This window comes from Rummeliibacillus suwonensis (assembly GCF_007896435.1).
Lineage (GTDB): Bacteria > Bacillota > Bacilli > Bacillales_A > Planococcaceae > Rummeliibacillus > Rummeliibacillus suwonensis.
In genome coordinates, this window is sequence record NZ_VCBL01000001.1 from 396,325 (window position 1) to 420,143 (window position 23,819).

Genomic DNA, 23,819 nt, shown 5'->3' on the forward strand with positions numbered 1-23,819 from the left:
ATATTCTTTTCTTTGATTTTTTTTGAACTATATGCTAATTCAAGATTCATAGTAGAGGATATAATCCTTTCCTATCTAGATCACAAAGATCCATCTTTTCATATCGCCATTATATGGCCATGGATTATGTGGAATTCTAATCTTTTCATTACATCTTTAATCTTTTTAGCGGTTAGCATTTGTTTCGTTATTTTGGTGATTATAATACCTGACAACTCTTATATGTCCTCACAGAAATATGTATATGTATCCATACGAAAAAAACAAATCAATTTGTTCACAAGTTATCTTTATAGCATTATGAGAAAAGAAGATACCATGAATTATGTGGCGATTTCTTACTTAGTTTTTTTTATCCTCTTTGCTAATGGTTACCATGAATATTTATTATATTCGCTATTACCTATCGCTTTTAATGGTATCTATCATTTTGTGAATACAAATCCATTAAGAAAATTAACTCAGCAAATAGATTATAGCGTTTTAAGAGATTATATTTATTTGATAGGCAGCCAATTGATCAATATCGTATTTTATTCGATTCCGATGCTTATATGCATGGTGGTTTTAGGGTTATTCGATAGGCATAGTATAGAGGCGTTAGCAGTGATTGTCGTATCTGTATTGATGTTTTCATTAGTTGGAATATTGTTCCCTCCTTATGAGGATAATCCATTCTCGATTATGATCAGCTTTTTCATCATTTTCTCTTTAGGTATTTTTTTAGCCTTTATGATTTTTATCTTGCAGTTATCTGTTTTATACAACATCATCCTATTTATGATGCTAGTGTGTATGGTCGTTTATTTGAGCATGTTAGGACTTGTAAAATTGAAGGAGGAGAGTTTTTGAAGAATTTAATAGTGATTATTAATTCAATCATTGCCGCATTTGTGGCTACATTAATAACATTGACCGGAGCGTTTCTCTATATGTTATTCAATGGAGGGGGAGAGGTAGGAAAAAGAACGATATTCTTCAAGGCACTATTTTTTGATAATGTTGAAAAAAAGGATGGGACAGTAAAGTTAAATTTTGGTGTTGAGAATTTTACGCCTATTATTATCGTATTTGCTGTATATGTCGTCATTTTTATTGTGTTTTTCCAAATATATAATATGCTAAAAAATAAACAGGATCAATTAAGAAAAGAGATTAATCACCTATAATGCTAAAAAAGACAAGTATAGATAGGATCAACTTACTGAATTTCTTTTTGATTTTTTTAAAATTTTATAAATATGAACTGTTGTTCCTGACGATTTTCTTTATAGGTATTTATATATTTTTAGCATATTTCGGGGTAGCTGAACTTGCTATCTACTATGCAGTGCTTAGTGTAGGATTAGTGATTTCTTATTTATTGCATGAATATAGTCATATTATCGTTTTTAAAATAATAAATAAGACTGGTGAAATGACAATAGAAAAAAATTGGCATAGGATTTCTATTGTTCCTTCCTATAAAGTTAGCGGAAAAAATCTGGTTCTTGTAGCAATCTCTGGTCCTTTGATATGTGGATTCATAGGGTTTCTTCTTTTGTTTAGTCCCTACTTGATCATTCAAATTGTAGGAGGTTTTTTTCTAATCCACTTGCTTTTTGTTCTTCCTCCGTTTGGAGATGGAATGATGATGATAAAAGGGATACTTGAAATGACATCGAAAGGAGGTGAGAAAAATGGTAGCGACAACCGTTAATAGCATTTTTGTTTACATTATGTCTTTTTTCAATACGCTAAAAGCAAGAGCCACTAACTCTTTTGAAAACAAATTAGTTAAATGTGATGCTTGGTATCTTGTATTATTGGCAGTACTAATGACACTAGCATTCACAATCTATGCAGGCTTAATGATTTGGTGTGTTGTTTACAAAGGCAAAAGTTTTACCGGCAATTGGCAGTGGAGCACATCAGGCGTATCAATAAGTGCTGAGTGTAAATAACCGAAAGACTAATTGTTACGTAGAAAGAGTGGTCTAGACTCTTTCTATGTAACATCCCTATGTAAACAACAGATGAACTTAAATTTAATGTATACTCTTCTATTTGTCAACTTATAGGCACCTTTTATCCCACATTAACAACTAGTAAGGCCTTCATTTTAAGATTCCAAGTGTTCTTTCATAAGCGATTGCTTATAACTTATACATAAAAAGCAGAGAACCAAGTAGGAATCAACTGCTTGTAAAAATCTGATTGGTTTAACAGTAGGAAAAATTCCTGTGTTCCTTTCACTTTATGTCATCATGTGGTTTTGTATGTTTATTTATCCTAATGAAAATAACTAAGAGTTTAATATAAAGCAAATGATATCACGCGTGTTGATTTTACAAAATTAGGGGGTGTCTGTTTGGTATAGTTTTTGAAAAACCCTGTATGTTTAAGACCATTTATATAGATCTTCGCTGCGGCTTGCTCGAGTCCTCGAAAATGCAAGCATTTCCTTCGTGCGGTGTGATTCGAGGAAGAAAATTCAACGTCCCGCGGGAAAAGCGAATAGATGAGAACCCGCAGCGTAGCGATTAAGGAACGGAGTCTAAGGGCGTCACGTCCTGTGGCAACGACTCCGTGACCAACATCCTGTTGTCCCCAGCGTTCGCCCGCAGGAAAGCGAGCAAGCCTTCGCTGCAATCAATAAATTCCCCTATTTTCATGGATTAAATTGGATAATCAATAGGCCTGAAATGATATAGTAGTATTCTTTTTTATTTTTTCCTAATGGGTGTAATAATATTATGTATAAGATGGCAGATAGGAGAATTTTTATAATGACATATTCTATGCAAGCGACTAATCAGAAGGAAAAGAAAATCATCGAACGAAAAATTCGATATGATTCAACGATTGTAGAAACAGATTGTGTTCTATTAGAAGTAAAAGATCAAAAAATCACGCTTTTTCACAAAATCGAAGAATCTTTTACGATGAAAGGGAACTCGTATGAATTGACCATCCCAAAAGGAAGTTACACGCTTGCTTATTATTGGAAGGATCGTCCTTATAATTTGTATATTTGGAGAGACAAAAATGGTGCTTATTTAGGCTCTTATTTTAATATTGTCAAAAACACTCATTTTACAGATGTGATGTTATCCTTTGAAGATTTGATCATTGATCTTTTAGTTTTTCCTAATGGAGACTATTTTATATTAGATGAGGATGAGCTACCTGTGCCTTTCCATCAATTTGAGAATGGAGTTGTGCAGCAATCACTACAGGATTTGATCCATTCGCTTCCTATTTTTACATCTCAGACTTTACCGCTAAACAGAGAAAAATATAGCCACGAAGAACTTCTCCATTTATACCGCTTTAACGAGCAGTAAGACCCCATCTCAAGATTTAAAGAGAAACGAAAAAGATAGATGGGGGATAAACTGCCTGTAAAAGTCCGATTGGTTCGGGCTAACAAGATGTTGGTCCTTCAGGTGTTGCCACAGGACGTGGCGCTTTTAACCTGAGTTCCTCTATTTTAGTGGGGGATGAAGAAAACCCCCACTGATGGAGTTTCACTTTATACCAAGCCAACTAGTAGTATATATCTCTCCACAAGACTTGAAAACAACATATTTTAATGGATGAAATTGGATAATCAGTGTCTGATCGATTATCTAATGATTGAGAGTCGGGCATTTCATAAAATCCTTTAGTAGCTTTTAGGGTGAATTATATTACACAAGCAACTGTCTTATGCGGATAGTTGCTTTTTTTACTCTTGTACTCTTGTTGTTTCGTAAGAATATTGGTAATATACTAAAATTACTATATAAAATAAAAAATTTAAGTAATAAGGAGATTCGTTATGCCATCAAAAATATCTTTCTCAACATATGCAGTTATCGGAACAATGCTTTTCGGCATGTTCTTTGGAGCAGGTAATTTAATATTCCCGATTCAGCTTGGACAGCTATCAGGTACACATTTCTGGCCTGCACTCATTGGATTTTTAGTAACCGCGATCGGTCTACCATTTATGGGCATTTTAGCAATTGGTTTATCCAATAGTAATGGTTTACGTGATCTAGGAAGTCGTGTTCATCCAATATTCGGACTTGTTTTTTCATTAGCTCTTTATTTGACGATAGGACCATTCTTCGCCATTCCACGTACAGCTACAGTACCGTTTGCAGTAGGATTTGAACCATATGTTTCGTCCGATCATGTTGCACTAGCACTCGGGTTATTTAGCCTGGTGTTCTTTGCAATCGTCTATTACTTTTCACTAAATCCAGCGAAAATTATGGATTATATCGGTAAATATTTAACACCTGCATTTTTAGTGTTTTTATTTATTTTGATTATTACAAGTTTTATTTTTCCAATGGGGAGTTTTAAAAATCCAGTAGGAGATTATGTCAACCAAGCCTTCATGACAGGTTTCAAGGAAGGATACAATACGATGGATGCTCTTGCATCATTGGCTTTCGGTGTTGTTGTGATCAATGCGATCAAGGGGCAAGGTATTACAAGTACAAAGGAAATTGCAAAGGCGACCTGGAAATCAGGGATTTTTGCTATGGCACTTATGATGCTTATTTATGGTTTTATCACATTTATGGGGGCAACAAGTGTTAAAGTGGTTGGATCACTTGAAAATGGTGGTCTTATTTTTGCGGCTGTTGCGAAACATTACTTTGGTTCATTCGGTGGTGTCCTACTAGCAATCATTATTGTTTTAGCATGTTTGAAAACAAGTATTGGCTTGATCACTTCATGTAGTGAATTTTTCCATGAAGTGTTCCCACAAATAAGTTATAAGTGGTTTGTGTTCATCTTATGTTTCGTGTCATTTGTTATTGCAAACTTTGGTTTAAATAATATTATTCAATTCGCCATTCCTGTATTAATGTTTTTATATCCATTAGCGATTGTACTTATTTTATTAACATTGATGGCACCTCTCTTTAAAGCACGTCGAAGTGTATATGCAACATCTATGTTTTTAACATTTTTTGTAAGCTTGATTGACGGATATAAATCGTTGGTTGCAAGCTTGCCAGAAGCGCAAGTAGGCTTTTTAGATTCAATTGAAAAGTTCTATGCTAGTGTGTTGCCATTTTACGAAATGGGCCTAGGTTGGGCAATCCCAGCGATTGCCGGAGCATTGATTGGCTATGTCTACGCATTCATCAAAAAGGCATAACTTCTATTCATGGCCTGTAAAAATATAAAATCTAATCAGATGTGTTTCTTATCCAGTTTTTTTCATTAAATAGGGTGTATTCGCTGATTTCCATTACGGCTTGCTCGCTTTCCTAGGGGAGTCGACCAATCTACATGTTTTTTAAGAATTACGCCAAATTTCCCCTAATGAATACACCTGATTAAAAAAGCCTCTTGGAATGTTGAGATGTCCTTTAAAAAGGTACATTAATGTAATTCTAAGAGGCTTTTTTATCAGATTTTAAATAGAAATATGAGGTGGCAATAAATTTACGAATAAACGCTATGCTTCTACTAGAATCATGCAATTGGCAATATAACCGAAAAGGCTGTCCCCACTTGAACTTCACTATGAACAGTAATACGCCCATTATGCATATCCATTATTTTTTTTACAATGGATAGACCCAGCCCACTCCCGCTTTTGGAGCGTTCCCTAGCTTGATCAGCTTTATAAAATCGCTCGAATATATGTAGCTGATCCTTTTCAGAAATGCCAATGCCGGTATCTGAAATGGTAACGATAGCCTTGTCCCCCATTTGATTTAATTGAATCTTCATCTTGCCCTTTGCCGGTGTAAATTTAATACTGTTATGAATAAGGTTTACCCAAACTTGGCTCATCAAATCTTCATCTGCCCATACGGTGACCTTATCTAAAGAAATTTCTAGCTCCAGATCTTTTTGTAACCAATTGGGCTCGCTCGATAAGATAATAGAACGAATTTGTTGGTCAAGGCGATATTGGTTCTTCTCAAAGGGCTGATGATCAGACTCCAGTGATGTCAATTTTAATAAATTATCACTAAGCTTAGACAAGCGACGGCTTTCTGTTTCGATGATACTAAGGTAATGATTTCTTTCTTCAACAGATAAATGATTATGCTGAAGAGCTTGCGTAAATCCAACAATGGATGTAAGAGGGGATTGAATTTCGTGAGAAACGTTGGAGATGAATTCTTGACGCATATCCTCCATTTGTTGTAATTGTCTCACCATATGATTAAAATGATCTGCAAGTTCCTTGAACCCATTTCTTTGATCTAAATTAAAATCTAGATAAACATTAAAGTCACCATTTGCAATTTTATGAAGGGCCGCAATGATTTCTACATACATATGTTGGTGCCTCTTCCTTGTAAACAAATGAATGATAGCCCCAAATACAATCATCAAGCTTATACCTGCAACTATCGAGATGATATACCGCACATAATCAGAAAGTTGGAAATGGAGCAATCCAATTAAATAGAAGGAAAGTGAAAAGCTCCCTACTAAAAATAATATGAATAGGAAACTATGCAAAAGTTGTCTCATCCATTGCTTGACCTTCATTTCATCAACTCCAAACGATAGCCTAATCCCCAGATAGTTTTGATACGGAATGGGAATTCTTTCTCTGAAAATCGTTCTCTTAATCTTTTAATATGCACGTCAACTGTTCGTTCATCCCCTTCATAGTCATATCCCCAAATATCCTCTATTAAGTCTTCACGCGAGAAAGTTTTTGAGGGATAACTTCCTAGTTTAAATAACAATTCGAATTCTTTTAAGGGAATGGTGTATTCTTGATCTCTAAATATGATCTCATGCGTTTTTCGATTCATTTTAAGTTCGTCAATCTGAAGGGATTGAGAAATTGTGATATGATATCGCTTCAATAATGCTTTAACACGCATTACTAATTCTATTGGTTCAAAAGGCTTTACAAGATAATCATCTGCTCCTAGGCTAAAACCTTTTACCTTTTGTGCAGTTTCGCCTTTTGCTGTCAGCATCAATATAGGAATATCACTGAAATCACGAATTTCTTTGCATAGCTGCCAACCATCCATATTGGGCATCATGATATCGATGATAGCTAAGTCGATTTTTATCTTATCTAATAGTGTCATTGCTTCTACACCATCGGAGGCTTCGTAAAGATCGAAACCTTCTTTTTTGAGAAAGAGTTGTAAAAGCTCTCGAATATGACAGTCATCATCAACAATCAATAGTTTTGTCATCTTTTTCATCCCCTTCGATGGAACTATTCCATTTCGATTTTGTGTAACTGTTGATCTGCGAATTCATGGTATAAATCATGTGATTGATATAATTCCCGATGTGTTCCGCTACCTGTGATTCTCCCTTTTTCAAGGAAAATAATTTGGTCAGAATCGATAACCGTTGATAAACGATGGGCAATAACAATTGTTGTGCGGCCTTTCATCAAGTCATTTAATGCCTGCTGAACGACTTTTTCGGATTTGCTATCAAGACTTGAAGTTGCTTCATCAAGCATTAGAATTTTAGGATTTCTCAAAAATGCTCGAGCGATTGCTATTCTTTGACGCTGTCCGCCAGATAGCTTCATCCCCCTTTCGCCCACTTCTGTGTCGTATCCATTTGGAAGGTCAGCGATAAATTGATCTGCATACGCCATTTTTGCAACGGTAGCGATCTCTTCATCAGTTACTTCGCGATTCATGCCGTAGCAGATATTATCGCGGATTGTTCCAGATACGATGGGGCTCTCTTGTGATACATAGCCAATTTGACTTCTCCAAGAGGAAAGAGAGAAATCGTTGATAGATTTACCACCGATTGAGATTCTTCCGCTATTTGGACTATAGAAGCGTTCAAATAGTGAGAATAGAGTCGTTTTACCACTACCGCTTGGTCCAACAATAGCAGTGACTTTACCCGCTTCTATGTTAAAGTTGATGTCTTTTAATATTTGATCTTTCATGTTATAGCTATAGTTTACATGTTCCACTTTGATGGATTCATGTATATTTTGTACTTCTTCAGCTGCATCAAGTTCTTTTTCAGATTCCAAAATAGCAATGATACGTTCAGTTGCACCTGTTGCTTTTTGGAATTGAGTGAAGAAATTAGCCATTTGTGCCATTGGCATAATGATTTGAAATAAATACATGATAAAAGCCACTAAAGAACCTGCAGTTAAAGCTCCAGATGATACGCGCATGCCACCGTAGCCTAATAATAAAACAAGAAGAATCATCATGACTAGGGTGATGATGGGGCTGATCAATGATTGCACTTTTGCTTCTTTTAAGCCAAAGTGCAATAGATTGGTAATGCCGCGTTTCCCATTGCCATATTCCTTTTCTTCGGCATTGGAAGATTTAACAAGGCGGATTTCCGATAATACCTGTTGAAGTATAGCGGTAAATTTTGCTGTTTCATCTTGGGTGCCTTTTGAGATTTTGTACATTGATTTTCCTAATGGCACTAGGATTAACGCTGCTAAAGGTATGGAGATGAACATCATTAATGTCATTTTCCAGTCAAGGATGAACAATACAATAATTGAACCTATTATTGAAATAATCCCTGCGACAAAATTGGCTAAATGATCGGATATTAATTCTTTTACGACAGATGTATCATTTGTCATGCGACTAACCGTTTCTCCTGAAGGATGTTCGTCAAAATAACTAACTGGTAGTACCAGTAGCTTTTTCCATAGTCTATCGCGAATACTTGCTACAACTGATTGACCGATTCGATTCAATAAATAAATAGAAAATCCGCTAGCTAATGCTTGTGCAAGAATAGCGATAACGAGAAACGAGACATTTTTGGCATTTAATGCACTCATAGAAAAATCATTCACGAGATTTTTAGTGAAAAGCGGTACTAATAATCCGACACCTGTGGTAGTTAAACTCAATATGAGAGCGATTCCTATCATTAATTTGGAAGGTTTCGTTTGCTGGACTAATTGCAAGAATTGGCGCCATCCCTTTTTTTCTTTGGTTTGTTTCATATAAATATGCTTCCTTTCTAGCTTTGTTATAAAGAGTATATAAAAAAGTTATGAACTGAATATGAATTACTAGATAGTTTAATCTTATTCTGCATGAACAGCGAGTAACCACTCATTTCAAAATTTAAGTCCACTTTCATAATTGGTTTTTTCTGCCCCGTACATGAGTTTTTATATAGAAAATCTACATGACCGTCAATAGACGACATCATTAGCATGAAAAAGGTATGTGTTGCAGGAATATATTACCAAAAATACCGATTGGTTACACTTTCGCTGTGCCCATTTTTCATTGTTGTATTTCCAGCATTGCCTAACTGGGGGAGTGAAGAAAAACTCCACTAGGCGAAGTCCACTTTATCACGAAAATGATAGAAAGAGAAAGATTATGTATAATTGGTAAAGCAAATTAAATGAAATAGGGAATGGTGAATTATTAATGATTAAAAGATGCACATGGGCAAAGGAAAAAAACCCTTTATCCCGCATTAACGGGCAGTAATACCCCCCTACCTCAAAATTCAGCGAAAGTAAAACAGTTAGGTGGGAGATCAACTGCCCGTAAAAGCCCGATTGGTTCAACTAATAATCAGTGGGAGATGAAGAAAACCCCCCACTGATTAAAGTTTCACTTTATATGTGGCGTATCATGATAAAGAATGGGGGGTTCCTGTTTATGATGATCGGCTATTGTTTGAAATGTTATGTCTAGAAGGGGCGCAAGCCGGACTTAGTTGGTGGACGATCTTGCAAAAAAGAGAAAATTATCGAGATGCTTTTGACCAATTTGAAGCTGAAAAAATTGTTATGTATACCGATGAGAAATTACAATCACTGCTAGAAGATAAGGGGATCGTTCGCAATAGGATGAAAATCCAAAGTGTCGTAACAAATGCAAAGACATTTTTGAAAATTCAAAGGGAGTATGGTTCATTTTCTAGTTATATATGGAGCTTTGTCGATAACAAGCCCATTATAAACAATTGGGAGACAGAAAAAGAAGTCCCTACCACCAATGAAATAAGTGATCGAATGAGCAAAAAGTTAAAAAAGGATGGATTTAAGTTTGTTGGCAGTACAATTTGTTACTCCTTTATGCAAGCTGTAGGAATGGTAAATGATCACACAATCGAATGTTTCTGCCATCCTGCTTCTCATAAAGATGTAAGATAGGTTAGTGATTCGGAAAATCTATACAAAAAAGCAGAACGAAAAGAAAATCTTCGTTCTGCTTTTTACGATAATAATGCTAAATTGTCGCATGTTTGGTGATTTTTTTAAGCTTCATTTCAACAAGTCCAAGTAAGATAAATCCAAGGATGCAGCAAATAATCATGATCCCAACAACACCATTCCATCCGCTTGTATCGTAAAAGTTCCCACCAATTGTTCCAATAACACTTGAGCCAATGTAGTAAAACAATAGGTAAAGAGAAGATGCATAAGCTTTTGCGGCTGGAATAGCGGAGCTACTTACCCAACCGCTTACTAGGTTGTGCCATGCGAAAAAGCCACATGATAAGATAAATAATCCCATTAATACAATAGGTAAGAAATGTACAGCTGTTAGACTAATACCGATTAGGGCACTAACTAAGCTTGCACAGAGCATTTGTGCACGAGAAAAGCGATCACTTAATTTACCGACTGTCATGGAACCTATAGAACCCATTAACTGGAAGATAAAGATAAAACCAACTAGTGTTTGACTTAGGCCGAAATCCTTTATTAAGGGGAAACCGATATAGTTGAACATAGCCACATATACACCGAGTGCTAGGAAACCAAGTCCGTAGAAATACCAAAGCTTTGTATCCTTACATGCAGCAATGATACCACCGATCCAGTTTTTTATCGAAAATTCCTGCGGTACAAAATGTTTGGATGGCTCCACTAAGAATATAAAAATAATAGATAAAATCATCGTCAAAGTACCAAGCACAAATACAGCTATATGCCAATTTGATAGATCAAGAACAGAGCTAGAAACGATTCGACCGAAGAAGCCCCCAAAACCACTACCTGTGATATAGACAGCGAGAGATTTAGGAAATTGGTTGCCAGATAGCTCTTCTGCTAAATACGTAACAGCAATTGCTGGGAACCCGGCTAACGCAAATCCTTCAAGAGCGCGAATGGTTAGTAGGATTTCGAAGTTTGGTGCAAATCCGACGAGTATATATAGAATGGACGAACCAATTAGTGAAAATACCATTATATTTTTTCGTCCCCATGTATTTGAAATAGCCGCCATCACTAGCATACCAAATGCGAGCGTGAATGTTGAAATCGATAATACTAAACTAGATTCAGATGCACTCATATGAAAATCATGGGTGAAATGTTGGATAAATGTTTGAGGACCATAAAGGTTGGCAAACGTAACAAGACTTCCGATTAGCATCCCCCAAGTAATTTTATTTGTTTTTGCTTCGTCTGTAACATCCATAAAAAAATTCCCTCCTACAGCTATTAATGTACGCCGATCTATTCATAACGTCTAATATTGAGTTATTATTGATTTAATAACCATTGTTTATCGAAGGAGAGTGTTATGATTGGAAATGCACCAGCTTCGTTATTTTCAAGCGATTGCACAGACGAAAAATTATAATCATGCCGCTAATCTGCTGCATGTATCACAACCTGCGTTAACGAAAGCTATTCATAAATTAGAGGAAGAACTTGGCGTTCCATTATTTAATCGTATAGGACGTTCCATCGAGATCAGTCTTTATGGAGAAAAATTTTTAGAATTTGTCGAGGAAGGACTGCAATCATTGGATCGTGGTGTACAACAATTGCAAAGTATGAAAGATCCTTTGCAAGGAACGATCCGCTTGGCATTTTTGCAATCGATTGGTACGACGATTTTGCCAAAGATTCTTAGAAAGTTTAAGGAACGCTATCCAGATGTGCAATTCGATTTACAACAATGTAATTCACAAAGAGCGTTGGAGCTTGTGGAAAACAATGAAGTCGATTTATGCTTAGCTACTAATTTTAGTCGTTCTTTTAATCAATCTAATTGGGTACGTATCAAAAATGAACAGCTATATGGCTATTGTTCCATTACCCATCCATTCCATAAGGTCAAATCCCTATCGATTCAAGATTTGCGCGATGAACCTTTTATTGGATATAAGGATTATTTATTGATGCAAAAACAAGTGATGAAATGGTGTCACGATGCAGGGTTTACGCCGAATATTGTTTTCCAAGGAACAGATGTACCAACAATGGCAGGGCTCATTTCTGCCAATTTAGGTATCGGTATTTTGCCTTATTATTCAGGCTTAGAGGCATTACCTATTCATCGATTTGAAATTGCGGACATCCATTGTGAGCGAGAAGTTGGCCTTGCGTGGAAGGCGGATGCGATATTGAGTGCTTCTACACAATTGTTTATAGAGTTCACAAGTTCAAATTATGAATAATGGTGAAATACGTTATATCTATAAAAATTCTATGACCTAGTTTTAAAGGGCTAGCTTGTTGAAATATTTTGAATGAAATAATCACGATTTCTATTGTATTGAGGTTGAAGTTTTTTAGCATGTATGCTTGAGGAAGCGCGAATTTTAAAATAGGGTTCAATGTAAAATATGGAAAGAGGTGATCACATGATAAATGCTGTTGTATTATTTATTCTAGCTGGTATTGCAGAAATTGGTGGAGGATATTTAATTTGGTTATGGCTAAGAGAGGGTAAGCCTTTATATTGGGGAATTGTAGGAGGAATCGTATTAGCGATCTATGGTGTAATTGCTACATTTCAGAATTTTCCTTCCTTTGGTAGAGTTTACGCAGCTTATGGAGGGGTATTTATTGTTCTTTCTATTTTATGGGGATGGGGAATCGATAAAAAAACACCAGATTTATATGATTGGGTCGGAGCAGCTATCTGTATTGTAGGCGCTTCCATTATCCTTTTTGCACCACGACACTAAAAACGAAACACTTTCATCATTATGATTAAAAATAGATGTGAACTGGAGAAATAAGATGGAATTTTTCTATGTTACAAAGATTCATTATTTACGAAGAAATCGTTATTATAAGATTTACGTTCAAGATAAAGAACTGTGGCTTGGCCAAATTGGTCGGCAATTGTATGGGGTAAAAGAATATTATGGGAGTTCAATCATTGTTGGAATCTTATTTTGGTTATTGAAAAAAATATGGATTATTCCAAGAGGTAAAAAGAGAGAATCTGAATTAGATCATATTACTTCACGTGAACGGTTTTTAAGACGAAGAGGAAATGTAATTATCAGATTTGAAGATATTACAAAAGTTAAAATCAATGAGTTGTCATCAATGCAGACGAGTCAACCAAATAGCGGAACACTAACGTTGATATTGGATGAACAAAATGAAATAGAGCTTGTTTTAGAGGAGCAAACGAATTTGGAAAAACTAGAAGCTATTTTGCTCCGATTCCTGTTAAACGAGTCGATTATTGGTGGTAGATGCTGAACCATTGAATGATATAGTTGTTGATATACCAGACTTGTAATTCCAAATGCCAACATTTTTCTACATACATACTTCATGTTCAGATTTGTTTGTTGCGCTCCAGACGACGGCTTCCAAAGGGCTTGGCGTTAATTTTCAGTTAGAAAAGGTTCAATGCTCTTTTTTTCATGTGAGGATAACACGATGTTAGTAGATGGTGTACCATATGGCATTGAGGCATCGATGAATTGCTCTAAAGTTTCCACAGAATTTGTTGCTAATTTTACGATATAACTGATTTCTCCTGCTACACGGTAACATGTTAAGACATCTGGATGGTTATGGCAAAATGTTGCTAACGCTTTACAATCTTTAGATTCAAATAAAATAATGGCTTGAATGGGGCGGTCTATTTTTTTAAAATTTAGATGAGCATGATAGCCTTCGATCACTTGTTGTTCTTCTAGTTTTCGAACACGTTCAATAACTGCCGGAGAAGACAGGTGGATATTTTCGGCTAACTCTTTCATGGATATTTTTGCGTTTAACTGCAATTCTTTTATAATTTGTTGGTCAATTTGATCCAAATCGTTCATCTCCTTTTTTTATCCCGCTTTAACGGGCAGTAAGACTCCCATCTCAAGATATAGAGAGAAACGAAAAAGATAGATGGGGGATCAACTGCCCGTAAAAGTCCGATTGGTTCAACTAGCCATCAGTGGGGGATGAAGAAAACCCCCACTGATGGAGTTTCACTTTATTAATCAGACGAAACATATTTCTTTATAATTTAAAGATAAATCAAAAAATAAACTTTGTCAGCTTATGTAAGAATCTCGATTGCTTTTATAAAATGATGCAAAAGGAGGTTTTTGGATGAAAAAAATATTATTATTATTGGCTGATGGTTTTGAAGCAGTGGAGGCAAGTGTATTTACAGACGTATTGGGATGGAACAAATGGGAGGGCGATGGTTCAACGGAGGTAGTGACAGTGGGTTTGCACAAGCAACTAACTTGCACTTGGAATTTTACAGTTGTACCAGAAAAAACGATTGATGAAATTCAACTAGAGGACTTTGATGCCCTTGCTATTCCTGGGGGATTTGAGGAGGCCGGTTTTTATAAGGATGCATACCATGAATCATTTTTAAATGTTATTAGACATTTTGATAAACAGCAAAAGCCGATAGCTAGTATTTGTGTGGCATCGCTTGCATTGGGGAAAAGCGGAATTCTAAAGGGAAGGAAAGGAACGACCTATCATCATCCAACGAGCATTAGAACGCAGCAATTAGAGAATTTTGGAGCAGATGTACAAAACAAGCGGATCGTTCAAGACCAGCACATTATCACATCATCCAATCCTAGTACAGCATTCGATGTAGCCTTTTTGTTGCTTGAAAAATTAACATCAAAAGAAAATGCCGCACATGTAAAAGACTTGATGGGTTTTACTTAAACATTGGGTACTCGTTATACGATATTGTCTGCAACTTCAAAACTCGGATAGAAAATAGATTATATTCTATCCGAGTTTTTATTGTGAAAATTTTGGTGTCTTGTTTAGAATTTATGGCGATAAGCGTTTGCTTTTAATGGTTTTCTTTGTATTTTATCAAACCATATTTTATCTTTTTCTTCTTGCTTAAGGGTATGGGTAATTGATTGAGAGCATTCTCTACAGATTTTTGAATGATTCGTTAAATTTCCACATTTTTCACATGGTGCACCAAGATTAGGGAAAAGAGATGAATTCAATTTCCCGGATTTTACCCACTTAAAAATCAAATCAGAAGAAATTCCTGTTTTTTCGATTAATTGATCATTTGAAAAAAGTCGATTGTTTTTTCTAAGTAGAAAATGAGTTACTTCTGAAAAGATATCCTCTTCTGTTATACCTAATTGAATTGAGTTTTTTGATATCATAAAAATATCTCCTTTAAGCAATGATATGGTTAGCCTTCATTCACATTCTTCTCTTTTTTAGCCGTATTATATTTATAATCTTCCCAACGATTACGAGCTAGCTTTTTATATTTATCTGAAACATCTCGACCTGAGATTAGATGAGAAAATCCTTTTTTAGCTTCTTCTGTTTCACCAATGCGTAGGCTTAATTCCGCATACAGAAAATGAATTCTTTCTTCTCCTTCCTTATTGGAAGCGAATGCTTGACCGTAAAAATCTCTAGCAGAGCGTAAATAATGGATTTCTAATTTTTTTTCTTCTTTTAGACGGTATAACCATGCAATTTTAATCGCAATATTTGCCATAACGAGTGATTCTTCCATTGAAGCTTTAGCTACAAGATAAGCTAACTTAAAACTAGCGATCGCATCATCTAATGTTCTTTCTTGGCAAATGGACATTGGTTTTTGAAGCGGTTTGATATAGATTTCTCTAACAAATTCCATAAAAGGTCCAAATGTGCGAACCATTGATTTATGATAGGCATATCCGCAATGAGGGCAGACTGCAACTTCATATAACATTGGATTTAGCCCGTCGTATATAGGCATAAAGTCTGTATCTTGATCAACTACTTTATAACGGTTTGGACGTACTTTATATGTAGTGAATTTCTTTTGACAACATTGACATTCAATTTTGCTCTCATAATAATAGATATTAATTCCTATTTAATACCTCTCCTTTTTAGTACAGAAGTATAAATTTATTTTACAATATTTTGTCTATTAATAGGTGAAAAGAACTTTTATATAATAAATATTTTTTAAGTTATCTTCCATAGAAGATTCATTATTGTTGTGCATAGAAAAATATGAAATAGCAGTACTCTTTACAAATTCTCATCTGTGTTATATATTCATATAACAGTATATTCAAATAATCAGATATTCAATTATTGAAAGATACAAAAGGAAGGATGATTATGCTGAAAAGGTTAGAGTTCTCAGGGAGATATGCGGATTACTCCTTGCAGAAATTTCAAAAGGATTTATTATCAGGTGTAATCGTAGCTGTTATTGCTATTCCATTAGGGATGGGGTTCGCCATTGCTTCGGGAGTAAAACCTGAATATGGAATATATACAACCATTATTGCTGGAATTTTGATCTCACTATTAGGAGGCTCAAAATTTCAAATAGGGGGTCCTACAGGAGCGTTTATACCAATCCTATTTGGTATTGTCCTATCATATGGTTATGAGGATCTATTAGTAGCTGGATTTTTAGCTGGAATTTTGCTTATTTTGATGGGTGTTTTTAAACTTGGATCGCTGATAAAATTTATTCCAAGACCTGTGACAATAGGATTTACAACAGGGATCGCTGTCACCATTTTTGTTGGGCAAATCGCTAATTTTTTAGGACTTCAAAATGTTGAAAGTAAGGAATTATTTATAGATAATTTGAAAGAAATTGCCGCTCACTTATATACAGTGAATATTTATAGCATTTTCACCGCCGCCATTTGTTTGTTATTGATTCTATTTATCCCAAAATGGATTCCCAAAATACCTGGACCTCTGATCGGTATTGTCGTTTCTACAATTATTGCGACCATTTTTTATCCAACAGAGGTTGCAACGATCGGTTCTAAGTATGGGGAAATTCCAAGCTCTTTACCCCAGTTCCAATTTCCTGATATAACATGGGAAAAAATTGTTCATCTATTAAGACCCGCTTTTGTCATTGCTATTCTTGGAGGGATTGAATCATTATTATCTGCGGTTGTAGCTGATGGCATGACCAATAGCAAACATCATAGTAATCGAGAACTGATTGGACAGGGAGTAGCAAATGTGGTAACACCACTTTTTGGGGGTATACCTGCAACTGGTGCTATTGCGAGAACGGCTACGAATATTAAAACCGGCGCTGTATCACCGATCTCTGGTATTGTTCATGGCTTAGTTGTATTGCTCGTATTAATACTGTTTGCGCCATATGCAACGAATATTCCGCTTTCCAGTATGGCACCAGTTTTAATGATTGTCGCATGGAATATGAGTGAAAGAAAGGTATTTTATCAAGTACTAAAAACGAAAACGGGTGATTCTTTAGTTATAGCAGCTACATTTTTGTTAACGGTTTTTATTAATTTAACAGTAGCAGTAGAATTTGGTCTTCTCCTAGCCGTTATTTTGTTTATAAAGAATATGAGTTATCATATGGTTACGAAAAAAGCTTTACCAAATCACACTAGAAAAAATGCGAAAGTTGAAGTGCAAGCGACAACTTCTCAGTATGGCTGCCCACAAATTAGTATTTTCAATATTGAGGGGCCATTGTTTTTTGGAGCTGCACAATCATTTGCGGACAATATTATAAATTCGATTCACTACAAACCAAAAGTATTGCTCCTAAGGATGAATAAAGTACCTTTTATCGATACAACTGGAAATTATTATTTAACCAGTATTGTCAAGAATTTTTCAAAACATGGAATTGTTTTAATCTCTGGGTTAAAAGATCAACCGATAGCGTTTATAAAACAAACTGGATTATATCATATAGTTGGGGAAGAGCATTTTTTTGATCATACAGGTGAAGCAATCGATTATGCTCTGTTACAATTAGATAAAAATAGATGTATTGGCTGTAAGAGATTTGTTTTTAATGAATGTACAGCATTATCTTGTGCTGGGGATCTTCAAAAAGTAAAAAAGAAAAATGATCAGGTTCGTAAAAAGTCATTGATGACTCATGAATAATATTTTTTGTCAGGGTTCAGTGAGAGATAAAAAAGCTCTATGCATGAAAAGTTTGATTATGTTCGATGACGTCTAGAGAATATATTTTATATCTAGAAAGTGAGGAATTAAATTGAATGCAGGATTACAACAGTTTAAGGCAGATTTTTTTAAAGCGCTTGCTCATCCATTAAGAATTCAAATTCTCGAGGTTTTAGCAGAAGGTGATCGAAGTGTCAATGAAATCCAAAGTCAGTTAGGCAGTGAAGGCTCCACTGTTTCCCAGCAATTAACAGTTCTTAGAGCAAAAAATATTGTTTATGGCACGAAAGATGGAAATCGCGTGATTTACTCATTAAGAGACCCAATGATTATTGAATTATTAGAAGTGGCCAAGCAAATTTTCAACAATCATCTTGTAAATGCGATTACATTGCTCGATCAAATGAAAGAGGAATAATAAATAAAGAAGATTCAAATCACAAGACTTGTTGAATTGGCGACATTTTTGTTATCTGAATATTAGCGTCAGAAGAAAATGCCGGTTATGTATAAAAGCTAATGAAGTCTGTAGAAATGAAACAATAACCTAACTTAACTCCCTTTACGTTCGTCTTTACATTCGTATATAATAAATTTGTATATTTGGTAAATATCGATTGTAATACCATATTAAACGTGATTAAGGTATTTACATTGTGTAAAAGGGGGTACTATTTTGAAACAAGCACTACTTGTCATTGATGCGCAACAAGAATTAATGGATGGTGGACCACAACAGCAAGGTGTTTATGAGAAAGATAAAGTAATTAACAATATCAATCGGGTTATTGAACAGGCTTTAAAGAAAAAAGTGCACATTGTTTTTATAAGAGACAAAGATGTTTCAAATGGGAAGGGTAGCGGCTTTCAAGTACATAAAGATATTAGCATACCACTGGATGCTGTCATCTTTGATAAAGAAGCGACCAATTCTTTTTATGGTACGCCGCTACTTGAGTATTTAAATGAAAAAAACATCCAACATCTTGTTATTATGGGATGTCAAAGCGAATATTGTATTGATACGGCAGTAAGAACTGCAACTGTTCATCATTTTGATGTGACGTTAGTGGGAGATGGTCACTCCACAGTGGATTCTAAGATTTTATCTGCAAAACAAATCATTCAACATCACAATGAAACATTGCATGGACATTATAATGTCGATCATTTTTCGATTGTTAGAAATGCGGACGAGGATTTATTCACACCTACTCATAATACTTATCGATAATTGGTGGAGTGGGTGAATTATGTATTTTGAGATAAGAAATGTTTCCTACTTACCTACGATTAAATAATTTTAAGAAGTCATCCCTATTGAAAAACTCGGATAGAATTGTAGAGGTTCTACCCGAGTTTTTATATATTTTTTGGTTATTGGCAAATATTTATTGTAATATCATATTAGAATAACAGTAAATATGGAATGTCGTATAGAGATTAGGGGGGAGTTGATGAATATTAAATTAGATGATTTGTCTAGTGAAAAAGTGGTGCAATTAATAGGTGGACACCTTCAAAATATGACTTTGCATTCCCCTCCAGAGAGTATTCATGCTCTGGGTGTTGAACAGTTGAAGAAACCTGATATGACATTTTGGAGTGCTTGGGAACAAGATGAATTAGTCGGATGTGGTGCATTGAAAGAGCTAGATACTAGACATGGAGAAGTAAAATCTATGAAAACATCTCCTAATCATCTAAGAAAAGGTGTCGCAAGGAAAATATTGCAACATATTATAAAAGAAGCAAAAATTCGTGGTTACAAGCAATTAAGTTTGGAAACTGGTTCAATGGATGCTTTTATTCCTGCTAGAAACCTGTATGAAGAGTCAGGTTTTCGATATTGTGAACCTTTTGCGGACTATAGAGATGATCCAAATAGTGTGTTTATGACCAAAAAGCTTTAATAGTATGGTTTCAATTTTAAGGACTAGATGATGAATACTATTGTCCCAATACTACTTACAAATATTCATAAAAGTAAAAGCAGCTTGCTAAAAGGCAAACTGCTTTTGGTGTTAGTTGCTCATTATATGGTTGATAGAGAGTGACTAGAATGCCCAATCTCCATTACGGAAAATCGGAACAACTGTGCCATCTAGTTTAATGCCATCGATATCCATCTTGTTGGAACCAATCATAAAATCAACGTGTACAGTGGAGGTATTCATTCCGTTTGCTTGTAATTCTTCTTGGCTCATTTTTGTCCCACCTTGGATCGTAGTAGGGTAAGCTGCACCGATTGCTAAGTGGTTAGATGCATTTTCGTCGAAAAGAGTTGAAAAGAATGTGATACCAGATTGTGAAATCGGTGAAGGATCTGGAACTAGAGCAAGTTCTCCTAAGCCTGTGGCTCCTTCATTGTCATGCACTAATTTTTTGATCGTTTCATTACCTTTTTCGGCTGAAATATCCGCGATTTTGCCATCTTTAAAGTGTACTTCAATCCCTTCGATCAGTGTACCCGCATAGCTCAATGGTTTTGTGCTACGTACGACACCTTCCATATGACGTGTGTCGGGTGCAGTGAAGACTTCTTCCGTAGGCATATTGGCGATAAATTCTTCGCCTTTAGGATTGTGACTGCCTGCACAAGCCCAAATATGATTTTTGGGCAATCCTAATGTTAAGTCCGTGCCAGGCGCTGTGTAGTGTAATGCGTCAAATTGGATTTCGTTTAGTTTTGCTGCTTTTTCATTTAATGTTTTTTTATGTTCATCCCATGCAGCGATTGGATCATCTGCGTAGACACGGCAGGTTTTGAAAATTTGATCCCATAGAGCGTCTACTTGTTCTTCAGAAGTAGGTAAATCAGGAAATACGTGTGCAGCCCATCCTGCGCCAGCTGCTGCTGCCACTGTCCATTTTAAATCATCATTTTGAGTCGCTTTGCGTTGCGCGTTGAACGCCTTACTAGCAATATTTTGATAAGCAGCAACTTTGGCAGGATCAATATCATTTAAAAGTCCTGGGTCACTTGAAAGAATAGAAAGTCGGCTGACATGGTGATTCAAAACATGGTCTTCAGATTCTTGAATTTCGTAATCTGGGATGTTCGTCAATACTTCCTCAGGTTGATGTAAATAATGTAGCTTGCTGATTTCATCATCAGACCATTTCACAATTACTTTTTCAGCACCTAATGCATAAGCTTCTTGAGTGATGAGACGAGCTAAAGGCGCTTGGTCAATAGCGATCGTCATTTTTACCCAATCGCCTGGTTGTACATTAATTCCTTTTGCAACTAAAAGTTTCGCATATTTCAATAAATTTTCCTCAAAATTAGCTAACATTTCCTTTACCCCCAACGATTATTTTCACTGATTATATTATCACACCAAAATCAAAATACCTAAATATTTAGTCTATCTTATTATTCGGTTAATGAAGTAATGAATGACGACACTTATGTGAGAAATTATTTCTTATTTTTAGCAAGCAGTAAACTGCGTTAATTTTAATTTATACAAGGAGAAATCAACTGTTCCTTTTATGGATAAGTTGAATGATCAATGTGTTTAAATTGTACTTATTAGCATTGCAAAAAATACTTTTTTTATTTATATGAATTAATTTTATAAATCATTTTCTTCTTGAAAAATACGAATATTTAGCAATCACTAATTTTGATAGTTGTGGAGCGGGAGACGATGACTCCTCGAAAATGCATGCGTATTTTCTTCGTGCGGTGTGAGTTCAAGGAAGCTTATTCAAAGTCTTACGGGAAAAGCTTGAGCTGAAAATAATTTAAGGGACAAAGCCTAAGTTCGCCACGTCCTGTGGCAACGGCTTCGGGGTCAACATCGTGTCAACCCGAGGAGATTGAAGCCAAGCCCGTGGAAAGCGTCGTCTGAAGCGGAACAAAAATTTCTGAATGTTCATGTTGATTTGAAATGTTCGCGCTTTTTATCTGAATTTTGCATTATGAAATTGATTGATATGATGTTGTTTTAAAAGAATTTCCAAAACATTAAATGTAAATTCTTTTAGAGCATAATTTATCGAGTTCAGCAGATATTAAAGTCACAGTGTTTTTGAATTCCAAAAATTTTTGATGGGGGTGATATTTTGAAACGAAACAATATAATAATTTTGACTGTTTGCGTTTTGGTCATCTCTATTTGTTATGCGACTTTTAGTTATGCAGCGGATAAGGGAAGAAAATATTATGAGCAAACTGGACAAGTTTTGTGGGATGTTCAAACGAAAGAAAAAGTCATTGCCTTAACATTTGATGATGGACCAGATCCAAGATATACATCACAAATTTTAGAAGTATTAGCTAAATACGATGCAAAGGCAACTTTTTTTATGTTAGGGAAAAGTGCTGAAAAGTATCCTGAAATTGTGAAGCGTCAATTTAATGAAGGACATGAATTAGCCAATCACACGTATTCTCATCCGTTTAAAATAGGCGGGTCAAAATTGAAGGAGGAGCTAAAAAAGACGAACGATATTATTTATAATATTACAGGATATGCTCCTACATTATTCCGTCCTGTGGGTGGTATTTATACGGATGATATTATCAATACTGCTAAAAAAAGTGGATATAAGGTGGTTATTTGGTCGTGGCATCTTGATACTCAAGATTGGAAAAGCCCAGGTGTTCGGAAAATTTCTAAAAAAGTATTAGATGGCGCATCACCGGGAGATGTCGTTTTATTTCATGATGGGGGAGGAAATCGTACACAAACGATAAAGGCCCTCGAACAAATTTTACCTGTGCTGAAGAAGAGGGGCTATAAGTTCGTAACCGTTTCAGAATTGATGGCTGCTAAAAATCAGGAAATCAGTAAATGATGCTATACAGAGTAAGGATAACCGAAAAGGTCATTCTTACTCTTTTTTGAAATATCTCGAATTCTAAGCATTTTTCTTGAGCCTCTTTTTATTCAATAGTAAAGTGGTAATTGAGATTGGTTTAACATTAATATTTAGGAGGAATCCATATGAAAGTAGTAGCAATAGTAGGAAGTATTCGTAAAGAATCTTATAACATGATGTTAGCAAAATTCATTCAAAAACGTTATGCTGATAAATTTGATCTAGAAATTTTAAAGTTGAATGATATTCCTATGTATAACCAAGATATTGAAAATGATGCTCCGCAAGTTGTACTTGATTTTAAAGCAAAAGTAAAAGCGGCTGATGCGGTACTTTGGGTTACACCAGAATATAATGCATCCATACCGGGTGTTCTTGGGAATGCTATCGATTGGTTATCACGTGTGGATAAAGTCATGATTGGCAAACCTTCCTTCATCATGGGTGCATCAATGGGTCATCTTGGTACAGTTAAAGCACAAGCACATTTACGTGATATTTTGTTTGCGATTGGTCTTGGCTCACCTGTACTACAAGGCAACGAAGTATATGTTGGCGCTGCCCATACAAAATTCGATGCAGAAGGTAACCTAACAGACGAAGGTACAGTGAAATTCCTAGATTCAGTAATTGATAGCTTCATAGAATGGATGAAATTGTATATTTAATGTGAAAAGTCGGTTTGCAAAGATGGCTTCTGCAGATGCAGAGGTCATTTTTTATAGTTCGATCTATAGGTAAGTAGCCGGTAAAGGACTTAAATTGTTGCAAGAGCGAATAAACAAGTGAAAAGAGCGAATAAATGGGCAGAGAGAGCGAATAAGCGGGTAGAAAGAGCAAATAAGCAGGCAGAGAGAGCAAATAAACAGTTCCAGAGAGCGAATAAATA

The 23,819-nt window shown here is 35.5% G+C and carries 25 protein-coding genes; 17 read left to right on the forward strand and 8 right to left on the reverse strand.

Annotation, left to right across the window (positions count from 1 at the left end; genetic code table 11):
- Positions 1-318: 318 nt before the first annotated feature.
- The 6 genes from FEU33_RS01840 to brnQ all read left to right on the forward strand — a co-directional run bounded on the left by FEU33_RS01840 (position 319) and on the right by brnQ (position 5,143).
- Complete coding sequence (locus tag FEU33_RS01840; RefSeq protein ID WP_146547755.1) at positions 319-852, forward strand: hypothetical protein; 534 nt, start codon at positions 319-321, stop codon at positions 850-852.
- A complete protein-coding gene (locus FEU33_RS01845) occupies positions 849-1,169 on the forward strand; it encodes a hypothetical protein (RefSeq protein WP_146547756.1) in 321 nt (106 codons plus the stop codon). Before FEU33_RS01840 ends, FEU33_RS01845 begins: the two co-directional genes overlap by 4 nt.
- A complete protein-coding gene (locus FEU33_RS01850) occupies positions 1,169-1,699 on the forward strand; it encodes a hypothetical protein (protein WP_146547757.1) in 531 nt (176 codons plus the stop codon). The genes FEU33_RS01845 and FEU33_RS01850 overlap by 1 nt, the downstream gene beginning before the upstream one ends.
- On the forward strand, positions 1,680-1,943 hold the full coding sequence (locus FEU33_RS01855) for a hypothetical protein (protein WP_208220457.1): 264 nt from the start codon (positions 1,680-1,682) through the stop codon (positions 1,941-1,943). Before FEU33_RS01850 ends, FEU33_RS01855 begins: the two co-directional genes overlap by 20 nt.
- An 837-nt stretch (positions 1,944-2,780) precedes the next feature.
- The gene (locus tag FEU33_RS01860; RefSeq protein ID WP_146549864.1) at positions 2,781-3,326 is read left to right on the forward strand and encodes a DUF402 domain-containing protein; all 546 of its coding nucleotides are present in this window, start codon (positions 2,781-2,783) and stop codon (positions 3,324-3,326) included.
- Between the two features lie 476 nt (positions 3,327-3,802).
- Positions 3,803-5,143 carry a branched-chain amino acid transport system II carrier protein gene (gene brnQ / locus FEU33_RS01865; RefSeq protein WP_146547758.1) on the forward strand — a complete coding sequence of 447 codons (1,341 nt, stop codon included), beginning with the start codon at positions 3,803-3,805 and terminating at the stop codon, positions 5,141-5,143.
- Positions 5,144-5,463: 320 nt separating this feature from the next.
- On the opposite strand, the gene FEU33_RS01870 is transcribed toward brnQ, so the two are convergent.
- The 3 genes from FEU33_RS01870 to FEU33_RS01880 form a co-directional block, all read right to left on the reverse strand.
- Positions 5,464-6,282, reverse strand: a complete 819-nt coding sequence (locus FEU33_RS01870) for a sensor histidine kinase (protein WP_244950953.1) — start codon at positions 6,280-6,282, stop codon at positions 5,464-5,466.
- 212 nt (positions 6,283-6,494) lie between these two features.
- The gene (locus tag FEU33_RS01875; RefSeq protein WP_146547760.1) at positions 6,495-7,169 is read right to left on the reverse strand and encodes a response regulator transcription factor; all 675 of its coding nucleotides are present in this window, start codon (positions 7,167-7,169) and stop codon (positions 6,495-6,497) included.
- Positions 7,170-7,192: 23 nt separating this feature from the next.
- Entirely contained in the window at positions 7,193-8,938 is a 1,746-nt protein-coding gene (locus FEU33_RS01880; RefSeq protein WP_146547761.1) for an ABC transporter ATP-binding protein, read from the reverse strand.
- Between the two features lie 639 nt (positions 8,939-9,577).
- Here FEU33_RS01880 and FEU33_RS01885 point away from each other — a divergent pair.
- A complete protein-coding gene (locus FEU33_RS01885; protein ID WP_146547762.1) occupies positions 9,578-10,111 on the forward strand; it encodes a DNA-3-methyladenine glycosylase I in 534 nt (177 codons plus the stop codon).
- Between the two features lie 76 nt (positions 10,112-10,187).
- Here the strand turns inward: FEU33_RS01885 and FEU33_RS01890 are convergent, their stop codons facing one another.
- On the reverse strand, positions 10,188-11,387 hold the full coding sequence (locus FEU33_RS01890) for an MFS transporter (RefSeq protein ID WP_146547763.1): 1,200 nt from the start codon (positions 11,385-11,387) through the stop codon (positions 10,188-10,190).
- Positions 11,388-11,502: 115 nt separating this feature from the next.
- Here FEU33_RS01890 and FEU33_RS01895 point away from each other — a divergent pair, with 115 nt between their 5' ends.
- From FEU33_RS01895 to FEU33_RS01905, 3 genes are all read left to right on the forward strand, one after another.
- Complete coding sequence (locus FEU33_RS01895; protein ID WP_244951030.1) at positions 11,503-12,375, forward strand: LysR substrate-binding domain-containing protein; 873 nt, start codon at positions 11,503-11,505, stop codon at positions 12,373-12,375.
- A gap of 186 nt (positions 12,376-12,561) precedes the next feature.
- Positions 12,562-12,888, forward strand: a complete 327-nt coding sequence (locus FEU33_RS01900; RefSeq protein WP_146547765.1) for a YnfA family protein — start codon at positions 12,562-12,564, stop codon at positions 12,886-12,888.
- 55 nt (positions 12,889-12,943) lie between these two features.
- Positions 12,944-13,417: a hypothetical protein gene (locus FEU33_RS01905; RefSeq protein WP_146547766.1), complete on the forward strand. Its 474-nt coding sequence runs from the start codon at positions 12,944-12,946 to the stop codon at positions 13,415-13,417.
- A gap of 128 nt (positions 13,418-13,545) precedes the next feature.
- Here the strand turns inward: FEU33_RS01905 and FEU33_RS01910 are convergent, their stop codons facing one another.
- Positions 13,546-13,983, reverse strand: a complete 438-nt coding sequence (locus FEU33_RS01910) for an Lrp/AsnC family transcriptional regulator (protein WP_146547767.1) — start codon at positions 13,981-13,983, stop codon at positions 13,546-13,548.
- A gap of 289 nt (positions 13,984-14,272) precedes the next feature.
- Here FEU33_RS01910 and FEU33_RS01915 point away from each other — a divergent pair, with 289 nt between their 5' ends.
- A complete protein-coding gene (locus FEU33_RS01915; protein ID WP_146547768.1) occupies positions 14,273-14,857 on the forward strand; it encodes a DJ-1/PfpI family protein in 585 nt (194 codons plus the stop codon).
- Between the two features lie 104 nt (positions 14,858-14,961).
- Here the strand turns inward: FEU33_RS01915 and FEU33_RS01920 are convergent, their stop codons facing one another.
- Together FEU33_RS01920 and FEU33_RS01925 are read right to left on the reverse strand one after the other, a co-directional pair.
- Positions 14,962-15,324 (reverse strand): hypothetical protein, encoded by a 363-nt coding sequence (locus tag FEU33_RS01920; RefSeq protein WP_146547769.1) that lies wholly within the window; start codon positions 15,322-15,324, stop codon positions 14,962-14,964.
- A 29-nt stretch (positions 15,325-15,353) separates the two neighbouring features.
- Positions 15,354-16,037, reverse strand: a complete 684-nt coding sequence (locus tag FEU33_RS01925; protein WP_146547770.1) for a DUF2225 domain-containing protein — start codon at positions 16,035-16,037, stop codon at positions 15,354-15,356.
- A 254-nt stretch (positions 16,038-16,291) separates the two neighbouring features.
- Here FEU33_RS01925 and FEU33_RS01930 point away from each other — a divergent pair, with 254 nt between their 5' ends.
- The 4 genes from FEU33_RS01930 (at position 16,292) to FEU33_RS01945 (ending at position 20,010) form a co-directional block, all read left to right on the forward strand.
- The gene (locus tag FEU33_RS01930) at positions 16,292-18,076 is read left to right on the forward strand and encodes a SulP family inorganic anion transporter (protein ID WP_146547771.1); all 1,785 of its coding nucleotides are present in this window, start codon (positions 16,292-16,294) and stop codon (positions 18,074-18,076) included.
- A 112-nt stretch (positions 18,077-18,188) separates the two neighbouring features.
- Positions 18,189-18,515 carry an ArsR/SmtB family transcription factor gene (locus FEU33_RS01935; RefSeq protein WP_146547772.1) on the forward strand — a complete coding sequence of 109 codons (327 nt, stop codon included), beginning with the start codon at positions 18,189-18,191 and terminating at the stop codon, positions 18,513-18,515.
- Between the two features lie 258 nt (positions 18,516-18,773).
- Entirely contained in the window at positions 18,774-19,331 is a 558-nt protein-coding gene (locus FEU33_RS01940) for an isochorismatase family protein (RefSeq protein ID WP_146547773.1), read from the forward strand.
- A gap of 223 nt (positions 19,332-19,554) precedes the next feature.
- A complete protein-coding gene (locus FEU33_RS01945) occupies positions 19,555-20,010 on the forward strand; it encodes a GNAT family N-acetyltransferase (protein ID WP_146547774.1) in 456 nt (151 codons plus the stop codon).
- 144 nt (positions 20,011-20,154) lie between these two features.
- On the opposite strand, the gene FEU33_RS01950 is transcribed toward FEU33_RS01945, so the two are convergent.
- Positions 20,155-21,396: an aminopeptidase gene (locus FEU33_RS01950; protein ID WP_146547775.1), complete on the reverse strand. Its 1,242-nt coding sequence runs from the start codon at positions 21,394-21,396 to the stop codon at positions 20,155-20,157.
- Positions 21,397-22,171: 775 nt separating this feature from the next.
- Between FEU33_RS01950 and FEU33_RS01955 the strand changes: the two genes are divergently transcribed.
- Both FEU33_RS01955 and FEU33_RS01960 read left to right on the forward strand, forming a co-directional pair.
- A complete protein-coding gene (locus tag FEU33_RS01955; protein WP_146547776.1) occupies positions 22,172-22,906 on the forward strand; it encodes a polysaccharide deacetylase family protein in 735 nt (244 codons plus the stop codon).
- Between the two features lie 149 nt (positions 22,907-23,055).
- A complete protein-coding gene (locus FEU33_RS01960; protein WP_146547777.1) occupies positions 23,056-23,598 on the forward strand; it encodes an NADPH-dependent FMN reductase in 543 nt (180 codons plus the stop codon).
- Positions 23,599-23,819: the final 221 nt, after the last annotated feature.

What these genes read in the sequence shown, in the direction of transcription:
- FEU33_RS01960 (WP_146547777.1), top strand. Translation starts at nt 23,056, where the DNA reads ATGAAAGTAGTAGCAATAGTAGGAAGTATTCGTAAAGAATCTTATAAC.
- FEU33_RS01870 (WP_244950953.1), bottom strand. Translation starts at nt 6,282, where the DNA reads ATGTATGTAGAAATCATTGCGGCCCTTCATAAAATTGCAAATGGTGAC.
- FEU33_RS01840 (WP_146547755.1), top strand. Translation starts at nt 319, where the DNA reads ATGAATTATGTGGCGATTTCTTACTTAGTTTTTTTTATCCTCTTTGCT.
- FEU33_RS01915 (WP_146547768.1), top strand. Translation starts at nt 14,273, where the DNA reads ATGAAAAAAATATTATTATTATTGGCTGATGGTTTTGAAGCAGTGGAG.
- FEU33_RS01950 (WP_146547775.1), bottom strand. Translation starts at nt 21,396, where the DNA reads ATGTTAGCTAATTTTGAGGAAAATTTATTGAAATATGCGAAACTTTTA.
- FEU33_RS01905 (WP_146547766.1), top strand. Translation starts at nt 12,944, where the DNA reads ATGGAATTTTTCTATGTTACAAAGATTCATTATTTACGAAGAAATCGT.
- FEU33_RS01855 (WP_208220457.1), top strand. Translation starts at nt 1,680, where the DNA reads ATGGTAGCGACAACCGTTAATAGCATTTTTGTTTACATTATGTCTTTT.
- FEU33_RS01860 (WP_146549864.1), top strand. Translation starts at nt 2,781, where the DNA reads ATGCAAGCGACTAATCAGAAGGAAAAGAAAATCATCGAACGAAAAATT.
- FEU33_RS01880 (WP_146547761.1), bottom strand. Translation starts at nt 8,938, where the DNA reads ATGAAACAAACCAAAGAAAAAAAGGGATGGCGCCAATTCTTGCAATTA.
- FEU33_RS01930 (WP_146547771.1), top strand. Translation starts at nt 16,292, where the DNA reads ATGCTGAAAAGGTTAGAGTTCTCAGGGAGATATGCGGATTACTCCTTG.
- FEU33_RS01920 (WP_146547769.1), bottom strand. Translation starts at nt 15,324, where the DNA reads ATGATATCAAAAAACTCAATTCAATTAGGTATAACAGAAGAGGATATC.
- FEU33_RS01850 (WP_146547757.1), top strand. Translation starts at nt 1,169, where the DNA reads ATGCTAAAAAAGACAAGTATAGATAGGATCAACTTACTGAATTTCTTT.
- brnQ (WP_146547758.1), top strand. Translation starts at nt 3,803, where the DNA reads ATGCCATCAAAAATATCTTTCTCAACATATGCAGTTATCGGAACAATG.
- FEU33_RS01945 (WP_146547774.1), top strand. Translation starts at nt 19,555, where the DNA reads ATGAATATTAAATTAGATGATTTGTCTAGTGAAAAAGTGGTGCAATTA.
- FEU33_RS01890 (WP_146547763.1), bottom strand. Translation starts at nt 11,387, where the DNA reads ATGGATGTTACAGACGAAGCAAAAACAAATAAAATTACTTGGGGGATG.
- FEU33_RS01895 (WP_244951030.1), top strand. Translation starts at nt 11,503, where the DNA reads ATGCACCAGCTTCGTTATTTTCAAGCGATTGCACAGACGAAAAATTAT.
- FEU33_RS01875 (WP_146547760.1), bottom strand. Translation starts at nt 7,169, where the DNA reads ATGACAAAACTATTGATTGTTGATGATGACTGTCATATTCGAGAGCTT.
- FEU33_RS01900 (WP_146547765.1), top strand. Translation starts at nt 12,562, where the DNA reads ATGATAAATGCTGTTGTATTATTTATTCTAGCTGGTATTGCAGAAATT.